Source organism: Limnohabitans sp. INBF002 (assembly GCF_027924905.1).
In the GTDB taxonomy this organism is placed as follows: Bacteria; Pseudomonadota; Gammaproteobacteria; order Burkholderiales; family Burkholderiaceae_C; genus Limnohabitans.
This window is the reverse complement of the sequence record NZ_AP027055.1, coordinates 1,796,117-1,820,280: the sequence shown is the minus strand read 5'-3', so window position 1 is coordinate 1,820,280 and position 24,164 is coordinate 1,796,117. Positions and strand designations below refer to the sequence as shown.

Below are 24,164 nucleotides of genomic sequence, written 5' to 3'. Positions count from 1 at the left end.
TTTCCTTCAATGCTCTTCAGCAGGTGCGTTGGGTGCAGCACGCGCGCGCAACAAGGTGGCGGCCATGCCGCTGACCACGATGAGGGCCATGCCTGCCCAGCCGATGAGGGGGATATCGTCCCCAAACAGCAGCAAGCTGTAGAGCGCGGCAAATACAATGCCCGAGTACTGCAAGTTGGCCACCACCAAGGTGGCGCCCTTGCTGTAGGCACGTGTCATGCACAGTTGACCCAGCGACGCAAACACACCCACAGGCAGCAGCCAAACCGCATGCTGCCAATGCCATTCGGACACACCGGCAAAGCCCATGCCTACAAGCCCCGCGAGGGTGGTCCCGATCGCAAAGTAAAACACAGTGCGCGTTTCGGGCTCACCGATGCGGCCCAAGGCCATCACTTGCATGTAAGCAAAAGCAGCGGCAAAACCTGACATCAAACCAATGAGCCCCGCGAAGATTTGGTTTTGTTCGACGGTGGGACGCAACATCATCACCACGCCAGCGAAGCCTGCAATCACGCTCAAAGCCAACGGGCCTTGTGACCAAGGACTTTTGTCTTCTTGCGGTTTCCAATTGATCAGTGCACCGCCCACCAAGAAGGCTGCAATCCACACGCTGCTCATGTAATTGAGCGTCATGGCGGTGGCCAGTGGCAGCTTGGCAATGGCATAAAACCATGCGCTGAGCGACAACACCCCAATGGTGGAGCGCCACACGTGCATGCTGGGGTATTGCGTGCGCAGTGATACCTTTTGTTGTTTGGCGATGATGGCTAAAAACACCATGCCCACCACGCCGCGGTAGAACACCAGTTCAGCTGAATTGAAGTGCTCCGAACCCAACTTGACGCAAACGCCCATGGTGGCAAAGAAGGCTGCGCCCAGCAACATCCACAAGGCTTGCATGCGGTGGCCTTAGGGGCTTGTGAAATTGAGTTTGCCGCGGTACCACTCGTGGAAGTGCTGCATGCCGTCCTCCATGGGGCTTTGGTAGGGGCCGACCTCGTTGTCGCCGCGTTGCATCAGGGCCTTGCGGCCAGCGTCCATGCGCTCGGCAATTTCGTCGTCCTCAATGCACGTTTCCATGTAGGCAGCTTGCTGGGCTTCGACGAATTCACGCTCGAAAGCGACGATTTCTTCTGGGTAATAAAACTCCACCCTGTTCAGTGTCTTGGTTGGGCTGATGGGGTGCAGTGTGGAGACTGTCAATACATGCGGGTACCACTCCACCATGATGTGGGGGTAGTAGGTGAGCCAAATGGCACCGCGCTCGGGCAGTTCGCCGTTGCGGTACTTCAGCAGCATGTCGTGCCATGTTTGATAGGTAGGCGACCCCGGTTTGCCAAAGCCTTCCGACACGCCCACGGTTTGCACCGAGTAGTTCTCTTTGAACTCCCAGCTCAGGTCATCGCACGTGACGAACTGACCGAGGCCTGGGTGGAAGGGGCCTACGTGGTAGTCCTCAAGGTAGACCTCAATGAAGGTTTTCCAGTTGTAGTTGCATTCGTGCAGCTCCACGCGGTCAAGGGCGAAGCCTGTGAAGTCCAAGGCCGCGCGAGGGCCCATGTTGGCCAAGTCGGCTTCAATGTCTACGCCGTTGTCTTCAAACAGCAAGCCATTCCACTCGCGCAACTTGTAGTTGTTCAGGTTCAAGCACGGGTCGTGCGAAAAGTGGGGGGCGCCCAGCAATTCGCCTGAAGGGGCGTACGTCCAGCGGTGCAAGGGACATACGATGTTGCCGCCCGCCGAGCCTGGGGCTTGGGTGTTCAAAGAGCCACGACCTTTGAGCATCACTGCTTGGCGGTGGCGGCACACGTTCGATACCAGTTCTACGCCTTTGGCCGAACGCACGAGCGCACGCCCTTCGCCTTCGTGGGGCAAAGCGTAGTAGTCGCCCACATTGGGCACGGCAAGCTGATGGCCCACATAACGGGGCCCGAGCTGAAAGATGGTCTCCAGTTCGCGCTGAAAAAGCGCCTCGTCAAAGTAACTGGTAACTGGTAGTTGGCTGTGAGCCTGCTGCAGTTGAAGACTTAAATCAGACATGGGTGACCTGACCTAAAGACTCCCCACAGGGAGGTAAGTGGACAAAAATAAATCGGCCCGAAGGTCGATTGAAGGATGCCCATTGTACCCAAGGGGGCAAACTTTGCCCCGCGTGCAGCCTAAAATGGCAGGCTATTTGACCCACCTCAACACTGGATTGCGCACATATGCCCAAAGCAAAAATCACCCCAAGCAGCGCAGACACTGCGCCCGCCAGCTATGAGGCGGCTTTGAAAGAGCTAGAGGGCTTGGTGCAGCAAATGGAATCCGGCCAGTTGCCTTTGGCTGACTTGTTGTCAGGCTACCAACGCGGTGCTGAACTTTTGGGTTATTGCCGTGCTCAGTTGGACGCGGTCGAACAACAAATCAAAGTGCTTGACAACGGTGCTTTGAAAGCATGGACACCCACGTGAGCGCCTCCATGCCCCATGACATGACATCCACCGAACTCGACCAATGGAGCAACCACTGGTTAGCCGTCGTCGAAGAAGCTTTATCTGGCTGGATCAGCCCGCAAGCCCCTGCAGGCTTGGGCGATGCCATGCGTTATGCCGTGCTCGATGGCGGCAAACGCTTGCGCCCCTTGTTGGTGCTGGCGGCGCGTGAGGCAGTGGCCCACGGTTCAAAAGATGCGGCGTTAGATGAAGCGGCTTTGCGGGCCGCGTGTGCGGTGGAATTGATTCACGCCTACTCATTGGTACACGATGACATGCCTTGCATGGACAACGATGTGCTGCGTCGTGGCAAACCCACCGTGCATGTGCAGTTTGGCGAAGCCCAAGCCTTGCTCGCGGGGGATGCTCTGCAGGCTTTGGCGTTTGAATTTCTCACGCCTGAGTCTTCAGCCATTCCCGATGGCGTACAAGCGCGTTTGTGTCGCTTGCTCGCCACCTCGGCAGGGCATGCAGGCATGGCGGGTGGTCAGGCCATTGACTTAGCCAGCGTGGGCGTGGCTTTGAACGAAGATCAGTTGCGTCAGATGCACCGCCTGAAAACTGGGGCCTTGTTAGAAGGCAGTGTCATGATGGGCGCGGCCTGCGGAGAGACCACACCACAAGCATTGAGCGGCCTCAAACGCTATGGTCAAGCCTTGGGCTTGGCTTTTCAAGTGGTGGACGATATTTTGGATGTCATCGCCGATTCAGCCACGCTTGGTAAAACCGCAGGCAAAGACGCTGCGAACGACAAACCCACCTATGTGTCCTTGTTGGGTTTGGAAGAAGCAAAGTCATATGCGCAGTCGTTGCTGCGCGAGGCGTTAGACGCCTTGCGTAGCACAGGCTTGACGCACACCCACACGCTGGCCGCCTTGGCTGAGCGTGTGGTGAACCGGAACACGTGAACCACCATGCCTAATTTGTTGCAAACCATCAACTCGCCTGCTGACCTGCGGGCTGTGCCGCGCCACCAGTTGCCTGCGCTGGCCGATGAGCTGCGTTCGTACCTGATTCAAAGCGTGGCCAAAACAGGAGGCCATCTCAGCTCCAACCTCGGCACAGTCGAGTTGACCGTGGCGCTGCACTATGTGTTCAACACCCCGCACGACCGCATCGTGTGGGACGTGGGTCACCAAACTTACCCTCACAAAATTCTGACCGGCCGCCGCGACCAAATGGGTACGTTGCGCCAACGCCACGGCCTGAGCGGTTTTCCGCGCCGTGACGAAAGCGAGTACGACGCCTTTGGCACCGCCCACTCGTCCACCAGCATTTCGGCCGCCTTGGGCATGGCCATTGCTGCGCAACAAAAAGGCGAGCAGCGCCACGCCATTGCCGTCATTGGCGACGGCGCGATGACGGCGGGCATGGCCTTTGAGGCGCTGAATAACGGCGGTGTGTCTACGTCTAAGTTGCTCGTCATCTTGAACGACAACGACATGTCCATCAGCCCGCCCGTGGGCGCGCTCAACCGCTATTTGGCGCAGTTGATGAGCGGCAAGTTTTACTCGGCCGCCAAAGAGGTGGGCAAGCAAGTGCTCAAAGGCGCACCACCTTTATTTGAACTGGCCAAACGCTTTGAAGAACACGCCAAAGGCATGGTGGTGCCCGCCACTTTGTTTGAAAAATTTGGTTTCAACTACATCGGCCCGATTGATGGCCATGACCTTGAGTCGCTCATTCCCACGCTGGAAAACATCAAGCACCTAGAAGGCCCACAGTTCCTGCATGTGGTGACCAAAAAAGGCCAAGGCTACAAACTGGCCGAGGCTGATCCCGTGGCCTACCACGGGCCAGGCAAGTTTGACCCTGCGGTGGGCTTGGTGCCTAGCACGGGCGTGGCCAAAACCACCTTCACCCAAGTGTTTGGCCAGTGGCTGTGCGACATGGCCGAGCACGACCCCTTGTTGGTGGGCATCACGCCCGCCATGCGTGAAGGCTCGGGCATGGTCGAGTTTCACAAACGCTTTCCTGAGCGTTACCACGACGTGGGCATTGCCGAGCAACATGCCGTCACGTTTGCCGCTGGTTTGGCGTGCGAGGGCGTCAAGCCCGTGTTGGCGATTTACTCCACGTTTTTACAACGCGCCTACGACCAAGTGATTCACGATGTGGCGCTGCAAAAGCTGCCCATGGTGCTGGCGCTCGACCGTGCAGGTATTGTGGGTGCCGATGGCGCCACGCACGCGGGCTTGTACGACATTGCGTTCATGCGTTGCATTCCCAACGTCAGCATGGCGTGCCCTGCGGACGAAAACGAATGCCGTCAGCTCCTGACGACTGCTTACCAGCAAGACCATTGCGTGGCCGTGCGTTACCCGCGTGGTGCAGGTGCAGGCGTGCCTGTACAGCCAGGCCTCCAGGCCTTGCCGTTTGGCAAAGGCGAAGTGCGCCGCGAAGGCAAGCGCATTGCTATCCTCGCGTTTGGCACGCTGCTCTATCCCGCGTTGCAAGCGGGCGAAGCGCTCAATGCCACGGTGGTGAACATGCGTTGGGCCAAGCCACTCGATACAGAGTTGCTTGCCCAAATTGCTGCCACGCACGATGCTTTGGTGACTGTGGAAGAGGGTGCCGTCATGGGCGGCGCTGGCTCTGCGGTGCTTGAAGCTTTGCAAGAGTTGCAGCAAATTAAACCGGTGTTGGTATTAGGCATTGGTGATGTGTTCACCGAACATGGTGACCCAGTTAAGTTGTTGGCCGAGTTGGGTTTGGATGCTGCGGGCATTCAAGCGTCCATCAAAAAGCGTTTCTCAGCGCTTTTGAATTAACTTTCAATTGAAGTAATTTCAAGCCCTCTGAAGAATTTTGAAACACAAGTTCTTCGGGGGTAAACCCGCGCATGGTGGCCCTTCATCAACTGCATACAATGCCCCATCGCTGAAGCTTGGCATTTTTAAAAGTGCGGCTTAACAGGATTTGTTTTAACAACTCATGGGAGTCTTTCATGGACCGTCGTTCCGTTATTAAAAACGCTGGCATTGCAGGTATCTTGGCTGCCGGTGCAGCCCCAGCAGTGCACGCACAAGCTGCTATCCGTTGGCGCTTGGCCTCGAGCTTCCCTAAGTCGCTCGACACCATCCACGGTGCTGCTGACACATTCGCCAAGGCTGTCAAAGCCATGTCGGGTGGCAAGTTCGAAATCTCGGTGCACGCAGCTGGCGAAATCATGCCTGCGTTCGGCGTGGTGGACGGTGTGCAACAAGGCTCCGTTGAAATGGCTCACACAGCCCCTTACTACTTCTTCGGTAAGGACGAAACCTTTGCTTTGGGTTGTGCCATTCCTTTCGGTTTGAACAGCCGTCAAATGACTGCTTGGATGTACGAAGGCAACGGCTTGAAGCTGATGCGCGAGTTCTACGCCAAGTACAACATCGTGAACTTCCCAGGCGGCAACACAGGCGCTCAAATGGGTGGCTGGTTCCGTAAAGAAATCAAATCGTTGAATGATTTGAAGGGCTTGAAGTTCCGTATCGGTGGCTTCGGCGGCAAAGTGTTGGAGCGTTTGGGCGTTGTGCCACAAAACATTCCTGGTGGCGATATCTACCCCGCTTTGGAAAAAGGCACCATCGACTCAGCTGAGTGGATTGGCCCTTATGACGATTTGAAATTGGGCTTCAGCAAAGTTGCGCCCTTCTACTACTACCCAGGTTTCTGGGAGGGTGGCCCAGAATTGGACTTCTTCATCAACGACAAAGCATTCGCTGCCCTGTCGCCTGAGAACAAGGCCATCGTGGAAGCCGCTGCTGCCATGGCGCACACCGACATGCAAGCCAAGTACGACGCGCGCAACCCCGCTGCTTTGAAGCAGTTGGTGGGCTCTGGCACCAAGTTGCGCGAGTTCCCGAAAGACGTGATGGCTGCTGCCTTCAAAGAATCCATGGCTTTCTACGACGAAATCAGTGCCAAGAACCCCAACTGGAAAAAGGTCTACACCGACTACGCGAAGTTCCGTGGCGACTCCAACCTGTGGTTCCAATTCACGGAAGCCAAGTTCGACTCGTTCATGCAAAAGCAAAAGCTGTAATTCAGCCTTTGTGCAGGAACAAAAAAACCGCGCTACGGCGCGGTTTTTTTATGGGCGTTTGCTTTTAAGTCTTTTTAAAACTCGCGAAACGCCGCCAGCTCTGCGCTCAGGCGTTCGCATTCGGCTTGCACTTGCGGACTGCTGATGTAGAACACGGCAAATTTGCCCATCAAGGTGCGCACGTAAAAGCGTGGTGCCATGAACCATTCCAAGCCACGGATACGGATGAGCTTGGCATAGGCCAGCTCGTCGTAGCTCATGTGCTTGTCCCAAATCCAGGTTTGGTGAATGCCTTTGGCATCGAGTCGTGCACGGCTGTGCATGACATGCCATGTGGTCCAGGCGAGCAGGGCCCAACCCAGCACAAACCAACCCGCATTGCGCAAGCCATTGACGCTGGTGTCACCGCCAAACTTGCCTTGCTGCCACAAGGTCAGCAGCCAATAACCTGACCCGACCAAGGTGGTCCAGGTGATGGCTTGAAACCAGCGTGAAAAAGCTGGACCTTCAATGCCACCGTCGATGGAGGGGTGAAACACAAAGGGTGTTGGGCCTAATGCCGGGGTGGTGGTTTGTTCGGAGGTGGTCATGCGGATAGGTGTGATGTGACTGGCAAGAAAAAGCCCCTCAGGCGTACCGGAGGGGCTGCTCGTCGTTGGAGACTTTATTTTTTGAACAAGTCTTCCATGCGCTTTTGCTCTTCGGCAGCGCTTTCGCCTGCCGCAGGCTTGGCACCATCGAGTTTGAGTTCAGCTTCTGGCACCTCTTGCTCGGTGGGCATTTCAATGACCACTTTGTCGAGGTCGACCTTTTCTTCTTTGTCCAAGAACATGGTCACTGTCTCGGGCACGAAGATCACGATCACCACCAAGATCACTTGCATGATCACCCAAGGAATGGCGCCCATGTAAATGTCGTTGGACTTGACAGGTTTTTCGATGCGACCTTCTTTGAACAGCGTGTCAGCAATGCCACGCAGATAGAACAGCGCAAAGCCGAATGGCGGATGCATGAAGCTGGTCTGCATGTTCACGCACAGCAGCACGCCGAACCACACCATGTCGATGCCCATCTTCTCGGCAACTGGGCCGAGCATGGGCAAGATGATGAAGGCGATTTCAAAGAAGTCCAAGAAGAAGGCCAAGAAGAAGATGAAGATGTTCACCACAATCAAGAAGCCCACCACGCCGCCAGGCAAACCTGTCAGCAAGTGTTCGACCCACTTGGCGCCGTCCACACCTTGGAACACCATAGAGAACACGCGTGAACCAATCAAGATGAACACCACCATGGCGGTCAGGCGCATGGTGCTGTGCATGGCTTCCCAAATCAGGTCTTTGTCCAAACGGTTATGAATGGCCGCCAAGATCAAGGCGCCCACGCACCCCATGGCGCCGGCTTCGGTGGGGGTGGCGATGGCGGTGTTGATGCCTGGCAAACCGCCCATCGAGCCCAAGACCGCGAAGATCAAGAAGGCTGAAGGAATGATGCCGCGCAAGCACTTCATCCACAGATGGAAGCCGTCTGCTGTGCGCGCTTCTTTAGGAATGCCTGGCACGTGATCGGGCTTGATCAGACCGAGGGCAAAGGTGTAGAGCGCGAAGATGCCGACTTGCAAAATCGATGGGCCCCAAGCGCCTTTGTACATGTCGCCCACAGAACGGCCGAGCTGGTCAGCCATCACCACCAACACGAGTGAAGGTGGCACCAGCTGGGTGATGGTGCCCGAGGCCGCCAGCACGCCGGTGGCGTAGCGCATGTTGTAGCCGTAGCGAATCATCACGGGCAGTGAAATCAAGGCCATGGCAATCACCTGGCCAGCCACCGTGCCGGTGATCGCGCCCAAGATGAAGCCCACGATGATGACCGAGTAGCCCAAGCCACCGCGCACGGTGCCAAACAGCTGACCCATGGAGTCGAGCATGTCTTCGGCGAGGCCACACTTTTCAAGGATGGCACCCATGAAGGTGAAGAAGGGGATGGCCAGCAACAAGTCGTTGCTGAGAATGCCAAAAATGTTCAACGGCAAGTTGGACATGAAGCTCACAGGGAACCAGTCCATGCTGATGGCGAAGAGACCACAAGCCAAGCCTAAAAACGCCAGCGAGAACGCGACGGGGAAGCCAATCAGCATCGTCAGCACAAGGCCGGCGAACATGATGGGTGCGAAGTTTTCCATTTGCATGATCGTGAGTCCTTATTGCACTGGCTTTTCGTAGTGCGTGTCCATTTCAAACTTGCCTTGCAAGTAAGCCACGCGCTTGATGATTTCACTCAAACCTTGCAGGAACATCCAAGCAAAACCCAAGGGAAGAAGGAGCATGGCGGGCCAGCGAATCAGGCCGCCTGCGTTGCTAGACATTTCGTTGGTGACGAGCATCTTGAGAAACAAGGGAAAGCTCAACCAAGCCAACATGGCCATCACGGGCAGCAAAAACACCACCAAACCAAACAAGTCCACGTAAACGGGAGCGTTGTGTTTGAGCTTGCCGTAGAACAAGTCCACGCGCACGTGTTCGTTGAGTTTGAGCACCAAGGGCGCACCCAACATGACTGTGGCGGCGAACAAGTACCACTGAATTTCGAGCCAGCCGTTTGAGCTGATGTCAAAGCCGTAGCGGATGAATGCATTGCCTGCCGAGATGACAGCGGCTGCCAATACGCCGAATGCCGCCAAGTGACCAAACTGTTCACTGATGCGGTCAACGCCTAATGCAAATTTAAGAAGTTTTGACACTGAGTGCCTCCATTTTTTGCCAACCCGTGATGGTACCAAGACAAACGCTTGGCATGTCTTTGCTGAGTTGAAGTTTTCAGGAGACGCTTGAAATTAGTTCAGGTCAAACACAGGGTATTAACTAGTTTTCTTTGCCCGTTTAAAGGTCCACCAAGGCAGTTGTTGGCGCAGTGATTGCACTTGGCCGCTGTCTTGGGCTTGGTAGCCGGGGAGGGTGTTGAGTGCTTTGTGCCATGTTGCGTCTTGCAGCAAGTCCCGCAGGGCTTGCGTGGCGGGCGTGTCGAGGGCCGATTTGAGGCATACCAAATGAAACTGCTCCTGCACCAAAGGCACAAAACCGAGGCCGCGTGCGCGGGCCGTGCTTTCGATGCCTAGGCCTACATCGCAGCGGCCGGACGCTATGGCCTCGGCCAAGGCCGTGTGTGAGGGCTCTTCATCTGGCCAGTTGTTCAAATCGGCATTGGTGAGCTGGTCTTTGGCCAGCAAATCGTCTAACAACACGCGGGTGCCGGTGCCGGGGCTGCGCTGCACAAAAATGGCTCGGCTGCGGGCCACGTCAGTCAAATTGTGGAGCTGTTTGGGATTGCCGCTGGCGGTGATGAGACCTTGGGTGCGTGTGGCAAAGCCAATGATTTTGTGCAAACCCGGTTGCAACAAATCGCGGTAAGCCTGGGCGGTGTGTGAATCTTGGTGGGGTTGCACTTGGGTGTGAAACCCTGCCAACGTGCAGCGCCCTTCGTTCAGAGCGCGAATGGCGTCCACGCTGCCGCAAAAGCGAATGTCTAGGTGCAAGCCCGAGCTGGCAGCTTGTTCCCGCAACCGGGGCAGCGCATCGTCGTGGCTGGCATAGAGCGTGAGCACATGGGCCTCGGGGTCAAACGCCACGGCAAAGGTGCGCTCCAGGTCGGCCCGCAGCGCTGCGAGCTGCGGGGCCAAGCGGGCTTGGGTGAGGCGCTCAGCCCACATGAGCTTGTCGCCAAACTCGGTCAAGCGGGCCGATTGGCCTTTTTCCCAAATGATGAGTTCGTGGCCCAGCACTTCTTCCCAGCGTTTGAGTTCACCCCACACATGTCGGTAAGACAAATCCATTTGTCGTGCGGCTGCTAAAATAGACCCTTGCTCTGCCACGGCCTTCAACAAGGCCATGAGCGGATGGCTGAGCAATGTCGCCTCTGGACTGACATGACTTTCGGCGTCGTTGCGGTGGCTGAGGGTGTAGTGAAGGTGAACGCTATGCACAACAGGACATATTGTGGGGTTTTAGGTAGCTGACTACGATAACTGAAGTTTTTATTCTTTTATGACCACGTTCACCGATACCACCCTGACGGCGCTTCACTTACTCACCGAACTTGACCCCTTGCTCTGGTCCATCGTAGGCCGCTCCCTGTGGGTGAGCGTGCTGGCGACCGCCGTGGCGTGCAGTTTGGGCGTGGTGCTGGGCGCTTGGCTGGGCGTGGCTCGGTTTGCCGGGCGTGATGTGCTGTTGACCGTGTTGAACACCCTGCTGGCGCTGCCCTCGGTGGTGGTGGGCTTGCTGGTGTATTTGCTACTTTCGCGCACAGGTCCGTTGGGGGGCTTGGGCTGGTTGTTCAGCCTCAAGGCCATGGTGCTGGCACAAGCGGTGTTGGTGCTGCCTGTGGTGACGGCGCTGACGCGCCAATGTGTGGAAGACGCCGAGCGCAACCACGGCGAACAGCTGCAGTCTTTGGGGGCCAAGCCTTGGCTGCGCAGCGTGCTGCTGGCTTGGGACGAGCGCTACGCCTTGCTCACGGTGTTGATTGCCGCTTTTGGCCGTGCCATTTCTGAAGTGGGTGCGGTGATGGTGGTGGGCGGCAATATCGAGGGCTTCACGCGGGTGATGACCACCGCCATTGCACTGGAAACCAGCAAGGGCGATTTGCCCTTGGCCCTCGCACTAGGGCTCGTGTTGATGAGCGTGGTGCTGTTGCTGAATGTGTGTATTTCGGCCTTGCGTCGTTGGCGACAACGCATGGATGGTTCTGGCACGGACCCTGTGCAAGGGGTGTTGGTATGAGCGCGGCCTTGAGTCTTCGCGATGTGTCGGTGCAGTTCGGGGCGCATTTGGCTTTGCAGGGCGTCAACGTGTCTATGCAAGCGGGCGAACGCGTGGCTTTGGTGGGTGCGAACGGCAGCGGAAAAAGCACGCTGCTGCGTGTGGCGCATGGTTTGCTCAAGGTGTCGCAAGGACACGTGTCGGTGGCGCGTGGTGTCAACCAAGCCATGGTGTTTCAGCGCCCGCACATGTTGCGCAGTTCGGTGCTGCGCTTTGTGGTGTGGGGTTTGTGGTTGCAAGGCACGCCTTGGCGTGACGCGCATGTGCGAGCCATGCAGGCGTTAGAGCGTGTGGGCTTGCAAGACATGGCTGAGCGTTCAGCGCGCACGTTGTCCGGTGGACAACAGCAACGCTTGGCGTTGGCCCGTGCATGGGCTTTGCAGCCCAATTTTGTGTTGCTAGACGAACCTACCTCCAGCCTAGACCCCCATGCCAAACGCGAGGTCGAGCGTTTGTTGGCCGAGTGGGTGGCGACCTCCCAGGTGAGCCTGCTGTTCAGTAGCCACAACTTGGGCCAAGTCAAACGCTTGGCCACCCGCGTGATTTATTTGGAGGCGGGTCGCGTGTTGGCTGACCTGCCTGTGGATGCGTTTTTCAATCGACCTTTGGGTGACAGTCATCCCGAGGCGCATTTGTTTTTAAAAGGGGAGTTGGGATGACACGTCGCACACAGTTGTTCTCGTGGACCAGTTTGCTGGCGCTGGCTTTGACTGTGGGCAGCAACGTTGCGCAGGCGCAAGCTCCCAGCATCGTCATGGCCTCCACCACATCCACCGAGCAATCAGGTTTGTTCTCGCATGTGTTGCCAGCGTTCAAACAAGCCTCGGGCATTGACATCAAAGTGGTGGCTTTGGGCACGGGCCAAGCCTTGGATACGGGTCGTCGCGGTGATGCGGACGTGCTGTTTGTGCATGACCAAGCGGCCGAAGAAAAGTTTGTGGCTGAAGGTTTTGGCGTCAAACGTTACCCCGTGATGTACAACGACTTTGTGTTGGTGGGCCCTACCAATGACCCTGCCAAAGTGCGCGGCAAAGACATCGTCTCGGCCTTGCAAAAGGTGGCGACGACGCAAGCCGGTTTTGTGTCGCGTGGCGACAAGAGCGGCACTCATGCGGCTGAGTTGCGTTACTGGAAAGTCGCAGGCTTAGACAACAAAGGTGCTGGCTACAAAGAGTGCGGTTGCGGCATGGGCCCGGCTTTGAACATTGCCTCATCCACCGGTGCGTATGCGCTGACCGACCGCGGCACCTGGTTGAACTTCAAAAACCGCCAAGACTTGCAAGTCTTGGTAGAGGGCGACAACCGCTTGTTCAACCAATATGGTGTGATGGTGGTCAACCCCGCCAAGCACCCCCATGTCAAGGCTGACTTGGCGCAGAAGTTTGTGGACTGGGTGGTCTCGCCAGCAGGCCAAATCGCCATCAGTGCCTACAAAATCGGCGGCGAACAACTGTTCTTCCCGAACGCCAACAAATAAGCGTGTGCCATGCGGCTAGGATTCGGGCATGAGCATCGAATCTTTAGCCGACATGCCTTTGAGCGATGGCCCAAGTACGCAGGCCTTGTTCGCGAAGGCGCAAGCGCTCGCCTCGCAATGTGGTGTGAGCTTGCGCACACCACCGCCTGAGCCCACCACGTGCTGTGGACGCGGCTGCAACGGCTGTGTGTGGGAAGGGTTCTTTGCGGCGGCTACGTTCTGGCGCGAAGATGCGTTGGCCGCTTTGCATGCAGCACACGCGCCATCCGATTGACGGCGAAGCGCGTTGCTCAGGGCTTGGCTTGGAACGCCTGACCATTGACGGTCAAGCCTTGTTTTGAAAACTGCGGAGCTTTGTTTTGGCGAATGCCTGAGACACGTTGCATCAGGTCAGGCCAGTCTTTGAAAGGTCCTTGGGCGCGAGCTTTGAGCACTTTGGCACTGAGCGCGGGCCCCATGCCTTTGATGCTGTCCAGCTCAGCCTCGTTGGCTTGGTTGATGTCGAGGGCGAACGCTGAACTGCTGGCAAGCAACAAGGCCAGTAAACCTAGCCCCATGCCGTGTTGACATATTTTGAACATTGAGCCCACGCTGAAGTTGTTGGGCAAAGTGTTCATGGGGTCGTTTACTTGCTCAGTGTCGCCATGTATTGCGTGACACCGCTTTGCACATCGGCAAACTGGTGGTCGCAGCCGCTGGCACGCAGGTTGGTCAGGTCTGCCTGTGTGTAGCACTGGTATTTGCCACGCAGCGCATCGGGGAAGGGCACGTATTCAATCAAGCCCGCTTTGGCAGCACCTGCCAAATCAAGAGCGGCTTCCCCTTTTTTGGCGCGCATCGCGTTGACCACCGACAAGGCCACATCGTTGAACGGCTGTGCGCGGCCAGAGCCGAGGTTGAAGATGCCAGATTTATCTGGGTTGTCCAAGAACCACAGGTTCACGGCCACCACGTCGTCGATGAACACGAAGTCGCGCATTTGCGCACCTTGGGCGTAGCCGCCGTATTCGCCAAACAACTTCACTTTGCCTTCAGCATTGAATTGGTTGAACTGGTGAAACGCCACGCTGGCCATGCGGCCTTTGTGTTGCTCGCGCGGGCCGTACACATTGAAGTAGCGAAAGCCCACCACTTGGCGCTTGAACTTCTTGAAGTTGTTGTTGCACTCCAAGCGCATGCGTTGGTCAAACAACAACTTCGAGTAGCCGTACACATTGAGTGGCAGTTCGTACTCGGGCGACTCCACAAAGGTGTCGCTGCCGCCGTAGGTGGCAGCGGATGAGGCGTAGAGCAAACGTGTGCCGCTTTGTTGGCAGGCGTTGAACAAACCACACGACAGGGTGTAGTTGTTGTCCATCATGTACTTGCCGTCACTCTCCATGGTGTCGCTGCAAGCGCCTTCGTGGAACACGGCTTCAACTTTACCGAAGGCGTTTTCTGCAAAGAGTTCATAGAACACGTCTTTGTCGAGGTAGTCGGCAATCTTTAAGTCAGCGATGTTGCGAAACTTGTCACCTTCAGTGAGGTCGTCGACCGCAATGATGTTGTTGATGCCGCGGGCGTTCAGGCCCTTGATGATGTTGCTGCCGATAAAACCAGCGGCGCCTGTGACGACGATTTTCATAAATTCTCCTGATTCACTAGGGCTGTTTAGGCCATCAATTCTTCGTAGCTGACGGTGGCTGTACCAAACTTGCCCACCACCACGCCGCCCGCCTTGTTGGCCAACGGCATGGCATCGCGCAGGCTTAGACCCGCAGCGACCAAGGTAGCGAGCGTGGCAATCACGGTGTCGCCCGCGCCCGTCACATCAAACACTTCGCGCGCTTGGGCTGATACGCTCAACTCGCCTTGTGCGTCAAACAAAGTCATGCCTTCTTCGCTGCGGGTGAGCAGCAGGGCGTCGAGCTTGAGTTCTTGGCGCAGGGCGTGGGCTTTTTGCTTCAGCTCGGCCTCGCTGGCCCACTTACCAATGACCTGTTCCAGTTCGGCGCGGTTGGGTGTGATGCAGGTCGCGCCTGCGTAACGCGAGTAGTCGCTGCCTTTGGGGTCAATCAGCACGGCTTTGCCAGCGGCGCGGGCCGCTGCAATCATTTGCGACACATGGGCCAAGCCACCTTTGCCGTAGTCGGAGAACAGCACCACGTTGTGGGCGGGCAGCAGTTGTAGAAATTGGTCGGTCTGCGAGGCCAGCACTTCGTTTTGTGGCGTGTTCTCAAAGTCCACGCGCAGCAGTTGTTGTTGACGGCCAATCACGCGCAGCTTGACGGTGGTTTTGAGCAGGCTGTCACGGCCCAAATGCGGCGCAATGCCTGTCTTGGCGACTAAGTCTTCCAGCAAGTGGCTGGCGTCATCGTCGCCCACGACAGACAGGAGCGAGGCTTTGGCACCCACACTCACCACGTTGTAAGCCACGTTGGCGCAACCGCCCAAGCGATTTTCTTCGCGCGTGATGCGCACGACAGGCACGGGGGCTTCGGGGCTGATGCGGTCAACCGCGCCATACCAATAGCGGTCGAGCATCACATCGCCGACGACCAGGACGTGGGCTTGGCTGAGTTGTTGTTTGGTGATGGTGGTCATAGTTCCTCCACGCGTCGAGCGGGGTAGCTGTCCCAGGCTTGGCAGCCAGGACATTGCCAAAAGTGTTGGGTGGCTTCAAAACCGCAAGCCGCGCAACGGTAACGTTGCAGTGGTTTGGCTGCACGCTCCAGCGCACGTTGCACCTGCGGGTGAAATTCTTCATGTTCGAATTTTTCGTTGGCAATCCACTGCGTGGCAGCAACCAACGAAGGTTCGCGCTCCAAGTGTTTGGCAAACAGACCGCCGGTATTGGTTTCGCCTTGCGCACGGCGCAGCGTGACGATGGCGTTGAGTACATCCAGCGAGGCGGTTTTGGCGTAGCTGGTTTCCAGCAAAGCCAAGGCCTTGGGCATGCAGTTCAAGGTTTGAGCCAAGGCCGCGAGTTTGGGTGCCACCAAGGGCAAGGACGAGGGCACTTGCTCGGCCAAGCTTTCCAGCGTGGCATAGGCTTCGGATGCGCGGTCAGTTTGTTCGAACGCTTTGGCCAACGCGATGCGCGCACGTGCATTTTGTGGCGCTGCGTCAGTGGCTTGTTTCAACAAGACGATCACTTGGGCGGCGTGTTGCGTCACGTCAAGGCTTTCAGCCTCTTCGCACAGGTAATGCGCCAAGCGACCTTGAAAACTGCCTTGGCCGCTGTTGCCCAATTTCTTGGCAATTACAGAGGCTTTGGCCCAATCACGTGAGCGCTCGTAAATGCTCAGCAAGGCCAAGTGCGCTTGTGCTTGGTGGGCCGTGCCTTCGAGTTTGGTCAGGGCGTCTTCTGCGCGGTCGAGCAAACCTGCCTTGAGGTAATCCAAGGCAAGGGCGTGTTGGGCGCGGTCATGATCAGCTTGGCTTAAGTCACCTCGTGACAGCAAGTGCTGGTGCACGCGCACGGCACGCTCGTATTCGCCGCGGCGGCGAAACAGATTGCCCAATGCAAAGTGAAGTTCAGACGTGTCGGGGTCGTGTTGCACGGCCTCGATGAACGCGTCGATGGCTTGGTCTTGCTGCTCGTTGAGCAAGTGGTTCAAGCCTTTGAAATACGCTTTGGGAGTTTGACGGTTTTCAAGGCGCAGCTGGCGCAAGTCCATGCGCGAGGCCACCCAGCCCAAGATGAAGGCGAGGGGCAAGCCCAGCAAAATCCAGCTGAGGTCAAATTCCATGTGTGGGGTCCGCAGAAGAGGTGGCTGAAGGCGTGTTGTCGGGTGTCGACGGTGTGGCCAATTTGGCCAAGCGTCGGTGCTTCCACCAGCGCGGCACCATGCCAATCACGCCCACCGCCACGCCCATGACGAAGACGGTCAGCAACACCAACACCAACGGCGCGTTCCACGTGGTGCCAAAAAAGAAATGGACCACGGCATCGTGTTGGTTGTTCAGCGCAAAAGCGAACAGGGTAAAAAAAATGGCTGCTTTCAGTAACAACTGAAGCAGCCACATGAGGTTTTTCAAGTTAGCTCCTCTGTGACGAGGATCATTTTAGCCTTGCGGCTCCTTGAAATCACATCGAACTTAACCTTTGGGTGCAGACCCCGCCAACAATTCCTGGGTGCGTGTGTCCACTGCTTCGCGCAGGGCTTTGCCCGGCTTGAAATGGGGCACGCGTTTTTCAGGAATCGCCACGCTTTCGCCGGAACGCGGGTTGCGTCCCATGCGAGGCGGGCGACGGTTGATCGAAAAACTGCCAAAGCCCCGCAACTCAATGCGGTGCCCGCGCACCAGCGCGTCGCTCATCGCGTCAAGAAGCGTCTTGACAGCGAACTCGGCGTCGCGGTGCGTGAGCTGCCCAAAGCGGGCAGCCAGCTCTTCGACCAGGTCTGAACGGGTCATCAGTTGTTGTCGAGCTTAGCGCGCAACAAAGCGCCCAGGCTGGTGGTGCCAGCGTTTTCGCTCTTCGACTGTTGTGACAAGGAAGCCATGGCTTCTTGTTGGTCCACAGCGTCTTTGGCTTTGATAGACAACTGGATGTTGCGGGTCTTGCGATCCACGTTCACCACCACAGCGGTCACTTCGTCACCGACTTTCAACACGTGGCTCGCATCTTCCACGCGGTCGCGTGAAATTTCGCTGACGCGCAAGTAGCCGACGATGTCTTCGCCGAGGTCGATTTCAGCGCCCTTGGCATCCACAGTCTTGACCTTGCCGGTAACGGTTTGGCCTTTGTCGTTGATCGACACGAAAGTGGTGAATGGGTCTGAGTCGAGTTGTTTGATACCCAAGCTGATGCGCTCGCGGTCCACGTCCACAGCCAAGACCAAAGCCTCAACTTCTTGACCCTTCTTGTATTCGCGCACGGCGTTTTCGCCGGTCTCGTTCCAAGACAAGTCAGACAAGTGCACCAAACCGTCGATGCCGGCAGCCAAGCCCACGAACACGCCGAAGTCGGTGATCGACTTGATCGGGCCCTTCACGCGGTCGCCGCGCTTGGTGTTTTGAGCGAAATCTTGCCATGGGTTGGCTTTGCATTGCTTCATGCCCAAGCTGATGCGGCGCTTGTCTTCGTCGATCTCGAGGACCATGACTTCGACTTCGTCACCCAAAGACACGATCTTGGAAGGAGCGACGTTCTTGTTGGTCCAGTCCATTTCAGACACGTGCACCAAACCTTCGATGCCGGGTTCGAGTTCCACAAACGCACCGTAGTCGGCGATGTTGGTGATCTTGCCGAACAAGCGAGTGCTTTGTGGGTAGCGGCGGTTGACGCCCATCCAAGGATCGTCGCCCATTTGCTTGAGGCCCAAAGACACGCGGTTTTTCTCGGTGTCGAACTTGAGGATCTTGGCCGTGATTTCTTGACCCGCAGTGACCACCTCAGATGGGTGACGGACGCGGCGCCATGCCATGTCGGTGATGTGCAACAGGCCGTCGATGCCGCCCAAGTCCACGAATGCACCGTATTCGGTGATGTTCTTGACCACGCCGTTGACGATAGAGCCTTCTTTCAAAGTCTCCATCAACTTGGCGCGCTCTTCGCCCATCGAAGCTTCCACCACAGCGCGGCGTGACAACACGACGTTGTTGCGCTTGCGGTCGAGCTTGATGACCTTGAATTCCATGGTCTTGTTCTCGTAAGGAGACAAGTCTTTGATCGGACGTGTGTCGATCAATGAACCAGGCAAGAAGGCGCGGATGCCGTTGACCAACACGGTCAAGCCACCCTTGACTTTGCCGCTGGTCGTGCCAGTGACAAATTCGCCAGATTCCAGAGCTTTTTCCAAGCTCATCCACGATGCCAAACGCTTGGCAGTGTCGCGGCTCAAAATGGTGTCGCCGTAGCCGTTTTCAACGCTACCGATCGCAACTGACACGAAGTCACCCGCTTGGACTTCGAGCTCGCCCTTGTCGTTTTTGAATTCTTCGATTGGCACATAAGCTTCGGACTTGAGGCCAGCGTTCACGACGACGTGGTTGTGTTCGATACGAACCACTTCAGCGGTGATCACTTCACCTGTGCGCATTTCGGAGCGCTTCAGGGATTCTTCAAATAGGGCGGCAAAAGATTCAGACATTTATTTCCTTTGTCTTATCACGGGAAAGAGGGCAGCACGATTGCTGCGCCACATGAGGCCTGCGATAAGCGGTGGTGTGTGGCGTGAGCCACGGGTTAAGTTTTAGATCCGTTGGGCCAGTGCGCCAATGCAGCGCGAGAGGAGCCAAACGGGCCAAGGGCGCAGCCCTTTCAAAGAACTTTGCAGCTCTATCAAAAGGGTTGCTTTGCTTGCCACCACGTCAACACTTGGTCTACCGAAGCTTCGATAGAGAGCGAAGAGTTGTCGAGTTGGAAAGCATCTTGTGCCGCTTTCAAGGGTGCCACGCTGCGCGATGAATCGCGTGCGTCGCGTGCCTCTAAATCGGCGCGAAGACTGTCGAGTGTAGTCGAAATACCCTTTGAAATCAATTGCTTATGACGACGCTCCGCGCGCTGCGCGGCGCTGGCGGTCAAAAACACCTTCAAAGGCGCATCAGGGAAGATGACGGTGCCCATGTCACGCCCATCGGCCAAGAGGCCGGGCAGGCGCTGAAAGCTGTGCTGCAAAGCCACCAAAGCAGTACGCACAGCAGATAAAACAGACACTTTAGAAGCATTCATGCCCGCTTGCTCGGTACGGATGGCGTCGCTCACGTCTTCTGACCCTAACCACACGGTGTCGCCTTCAAAGCGCACGGGCAGGGTGCGGGCGAGGTCGGCAATGCGGACTTCGTCGGCGGCTTCAAGCGTGAGGCCTGCTTTCAGGGCGGCATAGGCGGTGACGCGGTAGAGCGCACCTGAATCGAGGTAGTGGTAGCCCAAGGCCTGTGCCACACGGCTGGCCAAGGTGCCCTTGCCCGAGGCGGTGGGGCCATCGATGCAAATGACCGGGATGTCTTGGGGTTTGGCATGTGCCACCGAAAACAAAGCCTCAAAGTAATCGGGGAATGTTTTAGCCACGCACTTGGGGTCTTCGATGCGAACCGGCACTTGGTCGGCATTGAACGCGGCGAGCGAGAAACACATGGCGACGCGGTGGTCGTCATAGGTGTGGATGCTGGCGGCTTTCCATTCTTTGGATGGGAGCGGGTAAACCGTGATCCAGTCCGGGCCTTCTTCCACAGTCGCCCCGAGCTTGCGGCATTCGGTGGCTATGGCGACGATGCGGTCGGTTTCTTTCACACGCCAGCTGGCGATGTTGCGCAGCGTGGTGGGGCCGTCGGCATACAGCGCCATGACGGCCAAGGTCATGGCCGCATCGGGGATGTGGTTGCAGTCAAGGGTGATGCCTTTGAGCGGCCAAGCGCCACGCTTGATTTCGAGCCAATTGGGGCCGCTGGTGATCTTTGCGCCCATTTGCGCGGCGGCGTCCATGAAGCGGATGTCACCTTGAATGGAGTCTGCGCCCACGCCTTGAATGCGGATGCCGTCACCCTCAGCGATGGCACCCAACGCGATGAAGTAGCTGGCTGAAGAAGCATCCGCTTCGACGTGAATCGTGCCCGGCGACTGGTAGCGACTGCCTGCCGGAATGACAAAACGCTCCCAGCCCTGGCGCTCGACGGCGATGCCGTAGCGTGCCAGCAGGTTCAAGGTGATCTCGATGTAGGGCTTGCTGATGAGTTCGCCCACCACCTCGATGGTGATGGCGCGGTTCTGCGCTGCCAGCGGCAGTGCCATCAGCAAGGCGGTCAGAAATTGGCTCGACACATCGCCACGCACGGGGATGGGCTTGTCCAGTTGCAGTGCTGGGTTGCCGATGTGCAGGGGCGGGTAGCCCTCGTTGCCAAGGTAATCGATGGCGCAGCCCAGTTCGCGCAGGGCGTCCACCAAATCGCCGATGGGGCGCTCGTGCATGCGGGGCACGCCCTTGAGCGTGAAGTCGCCCCCTTGAACTGCCAGCGCTGCCGTGAGTGGGCGCATGGCCGTGCCAGCGTTGCCCATGAAAAATTCGATGGCCTCGGTGGGCCATGTGCGTCCGCCCAGACCGGTGATGGTCACGGTGGTGCCTTGCACGTCGACGCCGCAGCCGAGTTGGCGAAGCGCAGCCAGCATCACGCGGGTGTCGTCGGAGTCGAGCAGGTCGTGGACCACGGTGGTGCCTTGGCACAACGCCGAGAGCAACAACACGCGGTTCGAAATGCTTTTAGAGCCGGGCAGGGTGACGGTGCCAGAGGCGCCTTGCAGCGCGGGGAGGTCGAGGAAGGCGGTGGAGAACATCTATTTGTCTTCAGAAGCTGTGTTGCAAGCGTTGCCCGCTTGCAGCGTCCAAGCCGAGCGCACATCGCTGGCTTGTTGAATCAGGTGTTGCAAGGCTGCGGTGTCGCCTTGCTTCAAGGCGGTTTCAAAGTGGTCAAGTGCCGTGCGAAAGTGCGCCACTTGGGTGAGCACCTCTGCATGGTTGGCACTCAAAATGTCGCGCCACACCGATGCGTCGCTGGCGGCGATGCGTGAGAAGTCTCTGAACCCTGGCCCAGCCATGTCCAAGAAGGCCGCACCCTGCGGCTGCGCCATGAGCGCATTGACGGCGGCAAAAGCCAGCATGTGTGGCAAGTGGCTGACGGCTGCAAACGTGGCGTCATGCGCCTCGGGCGTCATGGTGCTCACGTGGCTGCCTACCGCTGTCCACACGTCGTGCGCGGCTTGCAAACGATGGATGCCAGTTTTGGGGAGTGGCGTGAGGATGGTGCGGCGCTCTTGGTACAGCGTGCGTTCAGCGTGTTCGATGCCAGCCACTTCTTTGCCCGCAATCGGGTGGGCGGGCACAAAGCAACTCAGGCGTTCGCCCAAGGTGGCTTGTGCGGCAGCAATCACATCGCATTTGGTGGAGCCCACGTCCATCAGCAAGGTGTTGGGTTGCAACACATCGTGCATGGCAGCAAAGCTGCTGTGCATCGCGCCCACGGGGACGGCTAGCAGCACAAGGTCTGCGCCTTGCACGGCTTCGGCCACACTGGCGCAGGCTTGGTCGATGACTTTGAGTTCAACCGCGCGTTGGCGGGTTTTGTCGGAAGCGCTGAAGCCGACGATGGTTTGCACCAAGCCAGCCTCGCGCAAGGCGAGCGCGAACGAACCGCCCATCAGGCCACAGCCGATGAGGGCAAGCCGCTGAAACTTCATTCTGAGACGGGGTAAGAACCCAAGACTTTGTAAAACGCGCACAAGCCTTGCAGCTCTTGCAACGCCGCCGCCACATGGGGCTGACTGATGTGGCCTTGGATGTCGATGTAGAAGTAGTACTCCCACTGACCTGATTTGGCGGGACGCGACTCAAAGCGCGTCATGGACACACCGTTGTTTTTGAGTGGCACTAATAAGTCGTGCACGGCACCTGGGCGGTTAGGCACCGACACCACCAAGCTGGTGCAGTCGTTGCCCGACGCAGGGGGCGTGGCCAAAGTTTGCGGCAGCGCGATCACGGCAAAACGCGTGCGGTTGTAGGCCTCGTCTTGGATGGCGTGATGCACGATGTGCAGGCCAAACTGGCTGGCCGCACGCTCGCTGGCCAACGCAGCCCACGCGGGGTTGATTGCGGCCAAGCGCGCGCCTTCGGCGTTGCTGGCCACGGCACGGCGTTCGACGTGCGGCAAGTGTTGACTCAGCCAGCCTTGGCACTGAGCCAACGCTTGAGGGTGCCCCATCACCACTTCGATGCCCGCATCTGAATTACTTTGGCGCATCAGGTTGTGACGCACCAAGAGGCTGACTTCACCCACGACATGCACGGGTGAGCGCAAGAACAAATCGAGCGAGCGGGCCACCACGCCTTCGGTGGAGTTTTCCATGCCGACCACGCCGTATTGGGCGGTGCCCGCAGCGGTGGCGTGGAAGACTTCGTCGAAGTTGGCGCAGTAAATCAGGTTGGCCGCGCTGCCGAAAAACTCAATCGCAGCTTGCTCGCAAAACGTGCCTTGGGGGCCGAGCACGGCCACGCGCTGTGGCGCTTCGAGGGCCAAACAAGCCGACATGATTTCGCGCCAGATGGACGCAATGTGCTCGTTCTTCAACGGGCCGGGGTTGGCTTGGGTGATCTTGTCGATCACTTGTGCCACGCGGTCAGGACGGAAGAAGGGCGAGCCTTCGGCGCGTTTGATTTCACCGACTTGTTCGGCCACTTTGGCGCGGTCGTTGACCAATTGCAGCAGCTGTTGGTCGAGTGCATCGATTTGCACGCGCAAAGCGCCAAGGGCGTCAGACTGGATGGGTTGTTGGCTCATGTATTTCGTCTTGTGCGTGGTTTACGCGTGTGTTTTTTCAAACGCTTGCATGTAGCTCACCAACGCTTGCACGCCTTCGAGGGGCATGGCGTTGTAAATGCTGGCACGCATGCCGCCGACCGACTTGTGGCCTTTGAGCTGCAACAAACCTGCAGCTTTGGCGCCGGCCAAGAACGCGTCGTTGCGCGACTCGTCGGCCAAGAAGAAGGGCACGTTCATGCGCGAGCGGCAGTCGTGCGCGACCTTGTTGCTGTAGAAGCTGGAGCTGTCCAAGAAGTCATACAACAGCTTGGCTTTGGCGATGTTGCGTTGCTCCATCGCGGCCACACCACCTTGGCGTTTGAGCCACTGGAAGGTCAGGCCCGCCATGTAAATGCTGTACGTGGGCGGTGTGTTGTACATCGAGCCGTTGTCGGCCACGGTTTTGTAGTTGAAGGCGCTGGGGCAGACTTTGAGCGCGTGGCCCAACAAGTCTTCGCGTACCACCACCAGCGTGACGCCAGCGGGGCCAATGTTCTTTTGTGCGCCACCGAATGCCACGCCCACTCGTGCCCAATCGACGCTGCGCGAGAGCACATGCGATGAAAAGTCGATCACCAGCGGTGCGTCAGAGCCCAAGGCTTTGAGATCGGGCAAGGTGTGAAACTCCACGCCGTGGATGGTTTCATTCGTGCAGATATGCACGTATTGCGCACCTGAAGTCAGTTGCCATTGCGCGGCGGCAGGGATGGACGTGAAGTGGCTTTCAGCACCCGTGGCTGCCAAATGCGGTGTGCAGTATTTGGCAGCTTCTTTGTACGACTTCTCGCTCCAGCTGCCAGTGACCACCACATCGACGGTTTCGCCGCGTGAGAGGTTCAAGGGCACGATGGCGTTTTCTGCCAAACCACCACCTTGCATGAACAAGATTTTGAAGTTGGCAGGCACCGCCAACAGCTCGCGCACGTCAGCCTCGGCCTGTTCGTAAATGCTGATGAACTCTTTGCCGCGATGGCTCATTTCCATCACGCCCATGCCGCTGCCGTTCCAATCTGTCATCTCGGCGGCGGCTTGCTGCAACACCTCCAGCGGCATCGCCGCTGGACCTGCAGAGAAGTTAAAGGGGCGGTTCATGC

Annotated in this window: 25 protein-coding genes; 8 read left to right on the top strand and 17 right to left on the bottom strand. The window is 57.6% G+C overall.

Annotation, left to right across the window (positions count from 1 at the left end; translation table 11 throughout):
- Window positions 1–6 precede the first annotated feature (6 nt).
- Entirely contained in the window at window positions 7–903 is an 897-nt protein-coding gene (locus tag QMG15_RS08970) for a DMT family transporter (protein WP_281788320.1), read from the bottom strand.
- A 9-nt stretch (window positions 904–912) separates the two neighbouring features.
- On the bottom strand, window positions 913–2,043 hold the full coding sequence (locus QMG15_RS08965; protein ID WP_108401674.1) for an aromatic ring-hydroxylating dioxygenase subunit alpha: 1,131 nt from the start codon (window positions 2,041–2,043) through the stop codon (window positions 913–915).
- Window positions 2,044–2,210: 167 nt separating this feature from the next.
- Between QMG15_RS08965 and QMG15_RS08960 the strand changes: the two genes are divergently transcribed.
- From QMG15_RS08960 to QMG15_RS08945, 4 genes are all read left to right on the top strand, one after another.
- Window positions 2,211–2,456 (top strand): exodeoxyribonuclease VII small subunit, encoded by a 246-nt coding sequence (locus QMG15_RS08960; protein ID WP_108357874.1) that lies wholly within the window; start codon window positions 2,211–2,213, stop codon window positions 2,454–2,456.
- A gap of 8 nt (window positions 2,457–2,464) precedes the next feature.
- On the top strand, window positions 2,465–3,385 hold the full coding sequence (locus QMG15_RS08955; RefSeq protein ID WP_108402784.1) for a polyprenyl synthetase family protein: 921 nt from the start codon (window positions 2,465–2,467) through the stop codon (window positions 3,383–3,385).
- Between the two features lie 6 nt (window positions 3,386–3,391).
- On the top strand, window positions 3,392–5,248 hold the full coding sequence (dxs, locus tag QMG15_RS08950; protein ID WP_281788319.1) for a 1-deoxy-D-xylulose-5-phosphate synthase: 1,857 nt from the start codon (window positions 3,392–3,394) through the stop codon (window positions 5,246–5,248).
- A 176-nt stretch (window positions 5,249–5,424) separates the two neighbouring features.
- Entirely contained in the window at window positions 5,425–6,504 is a 1,080-nt protein-coding gene (locus tag QMG15_RS08945; RefSeq protein WP_108401673.1) for a TRAP transporter substrate-binding protein, read from the top strand.
- 74 nt (window positions 6,505–6,578) lie between these two features.
- On the opposite strand, the gene QMG15_RS08940 is transcribed toward QMG15_RS08945, so the two are convergent.
- From QMG15_RS08940 to QMG15_RS08925, 4 genes are all read right to left on the bottom strand, one after another.
- Window positions 6,579–7,094: a hypothetical protein gene (locus QMG15_RS08940; RefSeq protein ID WP_281788318.1), complete on the bottom strand. Its 516-nt coding sequence runs from the start codon at window positions 7,092–7,094 to the stop codon at window positions 6,579–6,581.
- A 74-nt stretch (window positions 7,095–7,168) separates the two neighbouring features.
- Complete coding sequence (locus QMG15_RS08935) at window positions 7,169–8,689, bottom strand: TRAP transporter large permease subunit (RefSeq protein ID WP_281788317.1); 1,521 nt, start codon at window positions 8,687–8,689, stop codon at window positions 7,169–7,171.
- A gap of 12 nt (window positions 8,690–8,701) precedes the next feature.
- Window positions 8,702–9,241, bottom strand: coding sequence for a TRAP transporter small permease subunit (locus tag QMG15_RS08930; RefSeq protein ID WP_281788316.1), 540 nt, complete (start codon window positions 9,239–9,241; stop codon window positions 8,702–8,704).
- Window positions 9,242–9,358: 117 nt separating this feature from the next.
- Entirely contained in the window at window positions 9,359–10,405 is a 1,047-nt protein-coding gene (locus tag QMG15_RS08925) for a substrate-binding domain-containing protein (protein ID WP_281790109.1), read from the bottom strand.
- 136 nt (window positions 10,406–10,541) lie between these two features.
- Between QMG15_RS08925 and QMG15_RS08920 the strand changes: the two genes are divergently transcribed.
- From QMG15_RS08920 to QMG15_RS08905, 4 genes are read left to right on the top strand one after another with little or no spacing between them, the layout of a single operon-like run.
- Window positions 10,542–11,279 (top strand): ABC transporter permease, encoded by a 738-nt coding sequence (locus tag QMG15_RS08920; protein WP_281788315.1) that lies wholly within the window; start codon window positions 10,542–10,544, stop codon window positions 11,277–11,279.
- The gene (locus QMG15_RS08915) at window positions 11,276–11,977 is read left to right on the top strand and encodes an ATP-binding cassette domain-containing protein (RefSeq protein WP_281788314.1); all 702 of its coding nucleotides are present in this window, start codon (window positions 11,276–11,278) and stop codon (window positions 11,975–11,977) included. Before QMG15_RS08920 ends, QMG15_RS08915 begins: the two co-directional genes overlap by 4 nt.
- Entirely contained in the window at window positions 11,974–12,795 is an 822-nt protein-coding gene (locus tag QMG15_RS08910) for a substrate-binding domain-containing protein (RefSeq protein ID WP_281788313.1), read from the top strand. The genes QMG15_RS08915 and QMG15_RS08910 overlap by 4 nt, the downstream gene beginning before the upstream one ends.
- 28 nt (window positions 12,796–12,823) lie before the next feature.
- Entirely contained in the window at window positions 12,824–13,069 is a 246-nt protein-coding gene (locus QMG15_RS08905; protein ID WP_281788312.1) for an oxidoreductase-like domain-containing protein, read from the top strand.
- A gap of 16 nt (window positions 13,070–13,085) precedes the next feature.
- Here the strand turns inward: QMG15_RS08905 and QMG15_RS08900 are convergent, their stop codons facing one another.
- From QMG15_RS08900 to serC, 11 genes are all read right to left on the bottom strand, one after another.
- Window positions 13,086–13,412: a helix-hairpin-helix domain-containing protein gene (locus tag QMG15_RS08900; RefSeq protein ID WP_281788311.1), complete on the bottom strand. Its 327-nt coding sequence runs from the start codon at window positions 13,410–13,412 to the stop codon at window positions 13,086–13,088.
- 8 nt (window positions 13,413–13,420) lie between these two features.
- The gene (gene rfaD, locus QMG15_RS08895) at window positions 13,421–14,419 is read right to left on the bottom strand and encodes an ADP-glyceromanno-heptose 6-epimerase (RefSeq protein ID WP_281788310.1); all 999 of its coding nucleotides are present in this window, start codon (window positions 14,417–14,419) and stop codon (window positions 13,421–13,423) included.
- A 26-nt stretch (window positions 14,420–14,445) separates the two neighbouring features.
- Window positions 14,446–15,378, bottom strand: coding sequence for a D-glycero-beta-D-manno-heptose-7-phosphate kinase (rfaE1, locus tag QMG15_RS08890; RefSeq protein WP_108401666.1), 933 nt, complete (start codon window positions 15,376–15,378; stop codon window positions 14,446–14,448).
- Complete coding sequence (lapB, locus tag QMG15_RS08885) at window positions 15,375–16,526, bottom strand: lipopolysaccharide assembly protein LapB (RefSeq protein ID WP_281788309.1); 1,152 nt, start codon at window positions 16,524–16,526, stop codon at window positions 15,375–15,377. The genes rfaE1 and lapB overlap by 4 nt, the downstream gene beginning before the upstream one ends.
- The gene (locus tag QMG15_RS08880; RefSeq protein ID WP_211308678.1) at window positions 16,516–16,815 is read right to left on the bottom strand and encodes a lipopolysaccharide assembly protein LapA domain-containing protein; all 300 of its coding nucleotides are present in this window, start codon (window positions 16,813–16,815) and stop codon (window positions 16,516–16,518) included. The genes lapB and QMG15_RS08880 overlap by 11 nt, the downstream gene beginning before the upstream one ends.
- A gap of 60 nt (window positions 16,816–16,875) precedes the next feature.
- Window positions 16,876–17,193 carry an integration host factor subunit beta gene (locus QMG15_RS08875; RefSeq protein ID WP_108357859.1) on the bottom strand — a complete coding sequence of 106 codons (318 nt, stop codon included), beginning with the start codon at window positions 17,191–17,193 and terminating at the stop codon, window positions 16,876–16,878.
- Complete coding sequence (rpsA, locus tag QMG15_RS08870; protein ID WP_108357858.1) at window positions 17,193–18,872, bottom strand: 30S ribosomal protein S1; 1,680 nt, start codon at window positions 18,870–18,872, stop codon at window positions 17,193–17,195. The genes QMG15_RS08875 and rpsA overlap by 1 nt, the downstream gene beginning before the upstream one ends.
- Window positions 18,873–19,063: 191 nt before the next feature.
- The gene (locus tag QMG15_RS08865) at window positions 19,064–21,052 is read right to left on the bottom strand and encodes a bifunctional 3-phosphoshikimate 1-carboxyvinyltransferase/cytidylate kinase (protein WP_281788308.1); all 1,989 of its coding nucleotides are present in this window, start codon (window positions 21,050–21,052) and stop codon (window positions 19,064–19,066) included.
- Entirely contained in the window at window positions 21,053–21,952 is a 900-nt protein-coding gene (locus QMG15_RS08860) for a prephenate dehydrogenase/arogenate dehydrogenase family protein (RefSeq protein ID WP_281788307.1), read from the bottom strand.
- On the bottom strand, window positions 21,949–23,049 hold the full coding sequence (gene pheA, locus QMG15_RS08855; RefSeq protein WP_281788306.1) for a prephenate dehydratase: 1,101 nt from the start codon (window positions 23,047–23,049) through the stop codon (window positions 21,949–21,951). Before pheA ends, QMG15_RS08860 begins: the two co-directional genes overlap by 4 nt.
- 21 nt (window positions 23,050–23,070) lie before the next feature.
- Window positions 23,071–24,162: a 3-phosphoserine/phosphohydroxythreonine transaminase gene (serC, locus tag QMG15_RS08850; RefSeq protein WP_281788305.1), complete on the bottom strand. Its 1,092-nt coding sequence runs from the start codon at window positions 24,160–24,162 to the stop codon at window positions 23,071–23,073.
- Window positions 24,163–24,164 lie beyond the last annotated feature (2 nt).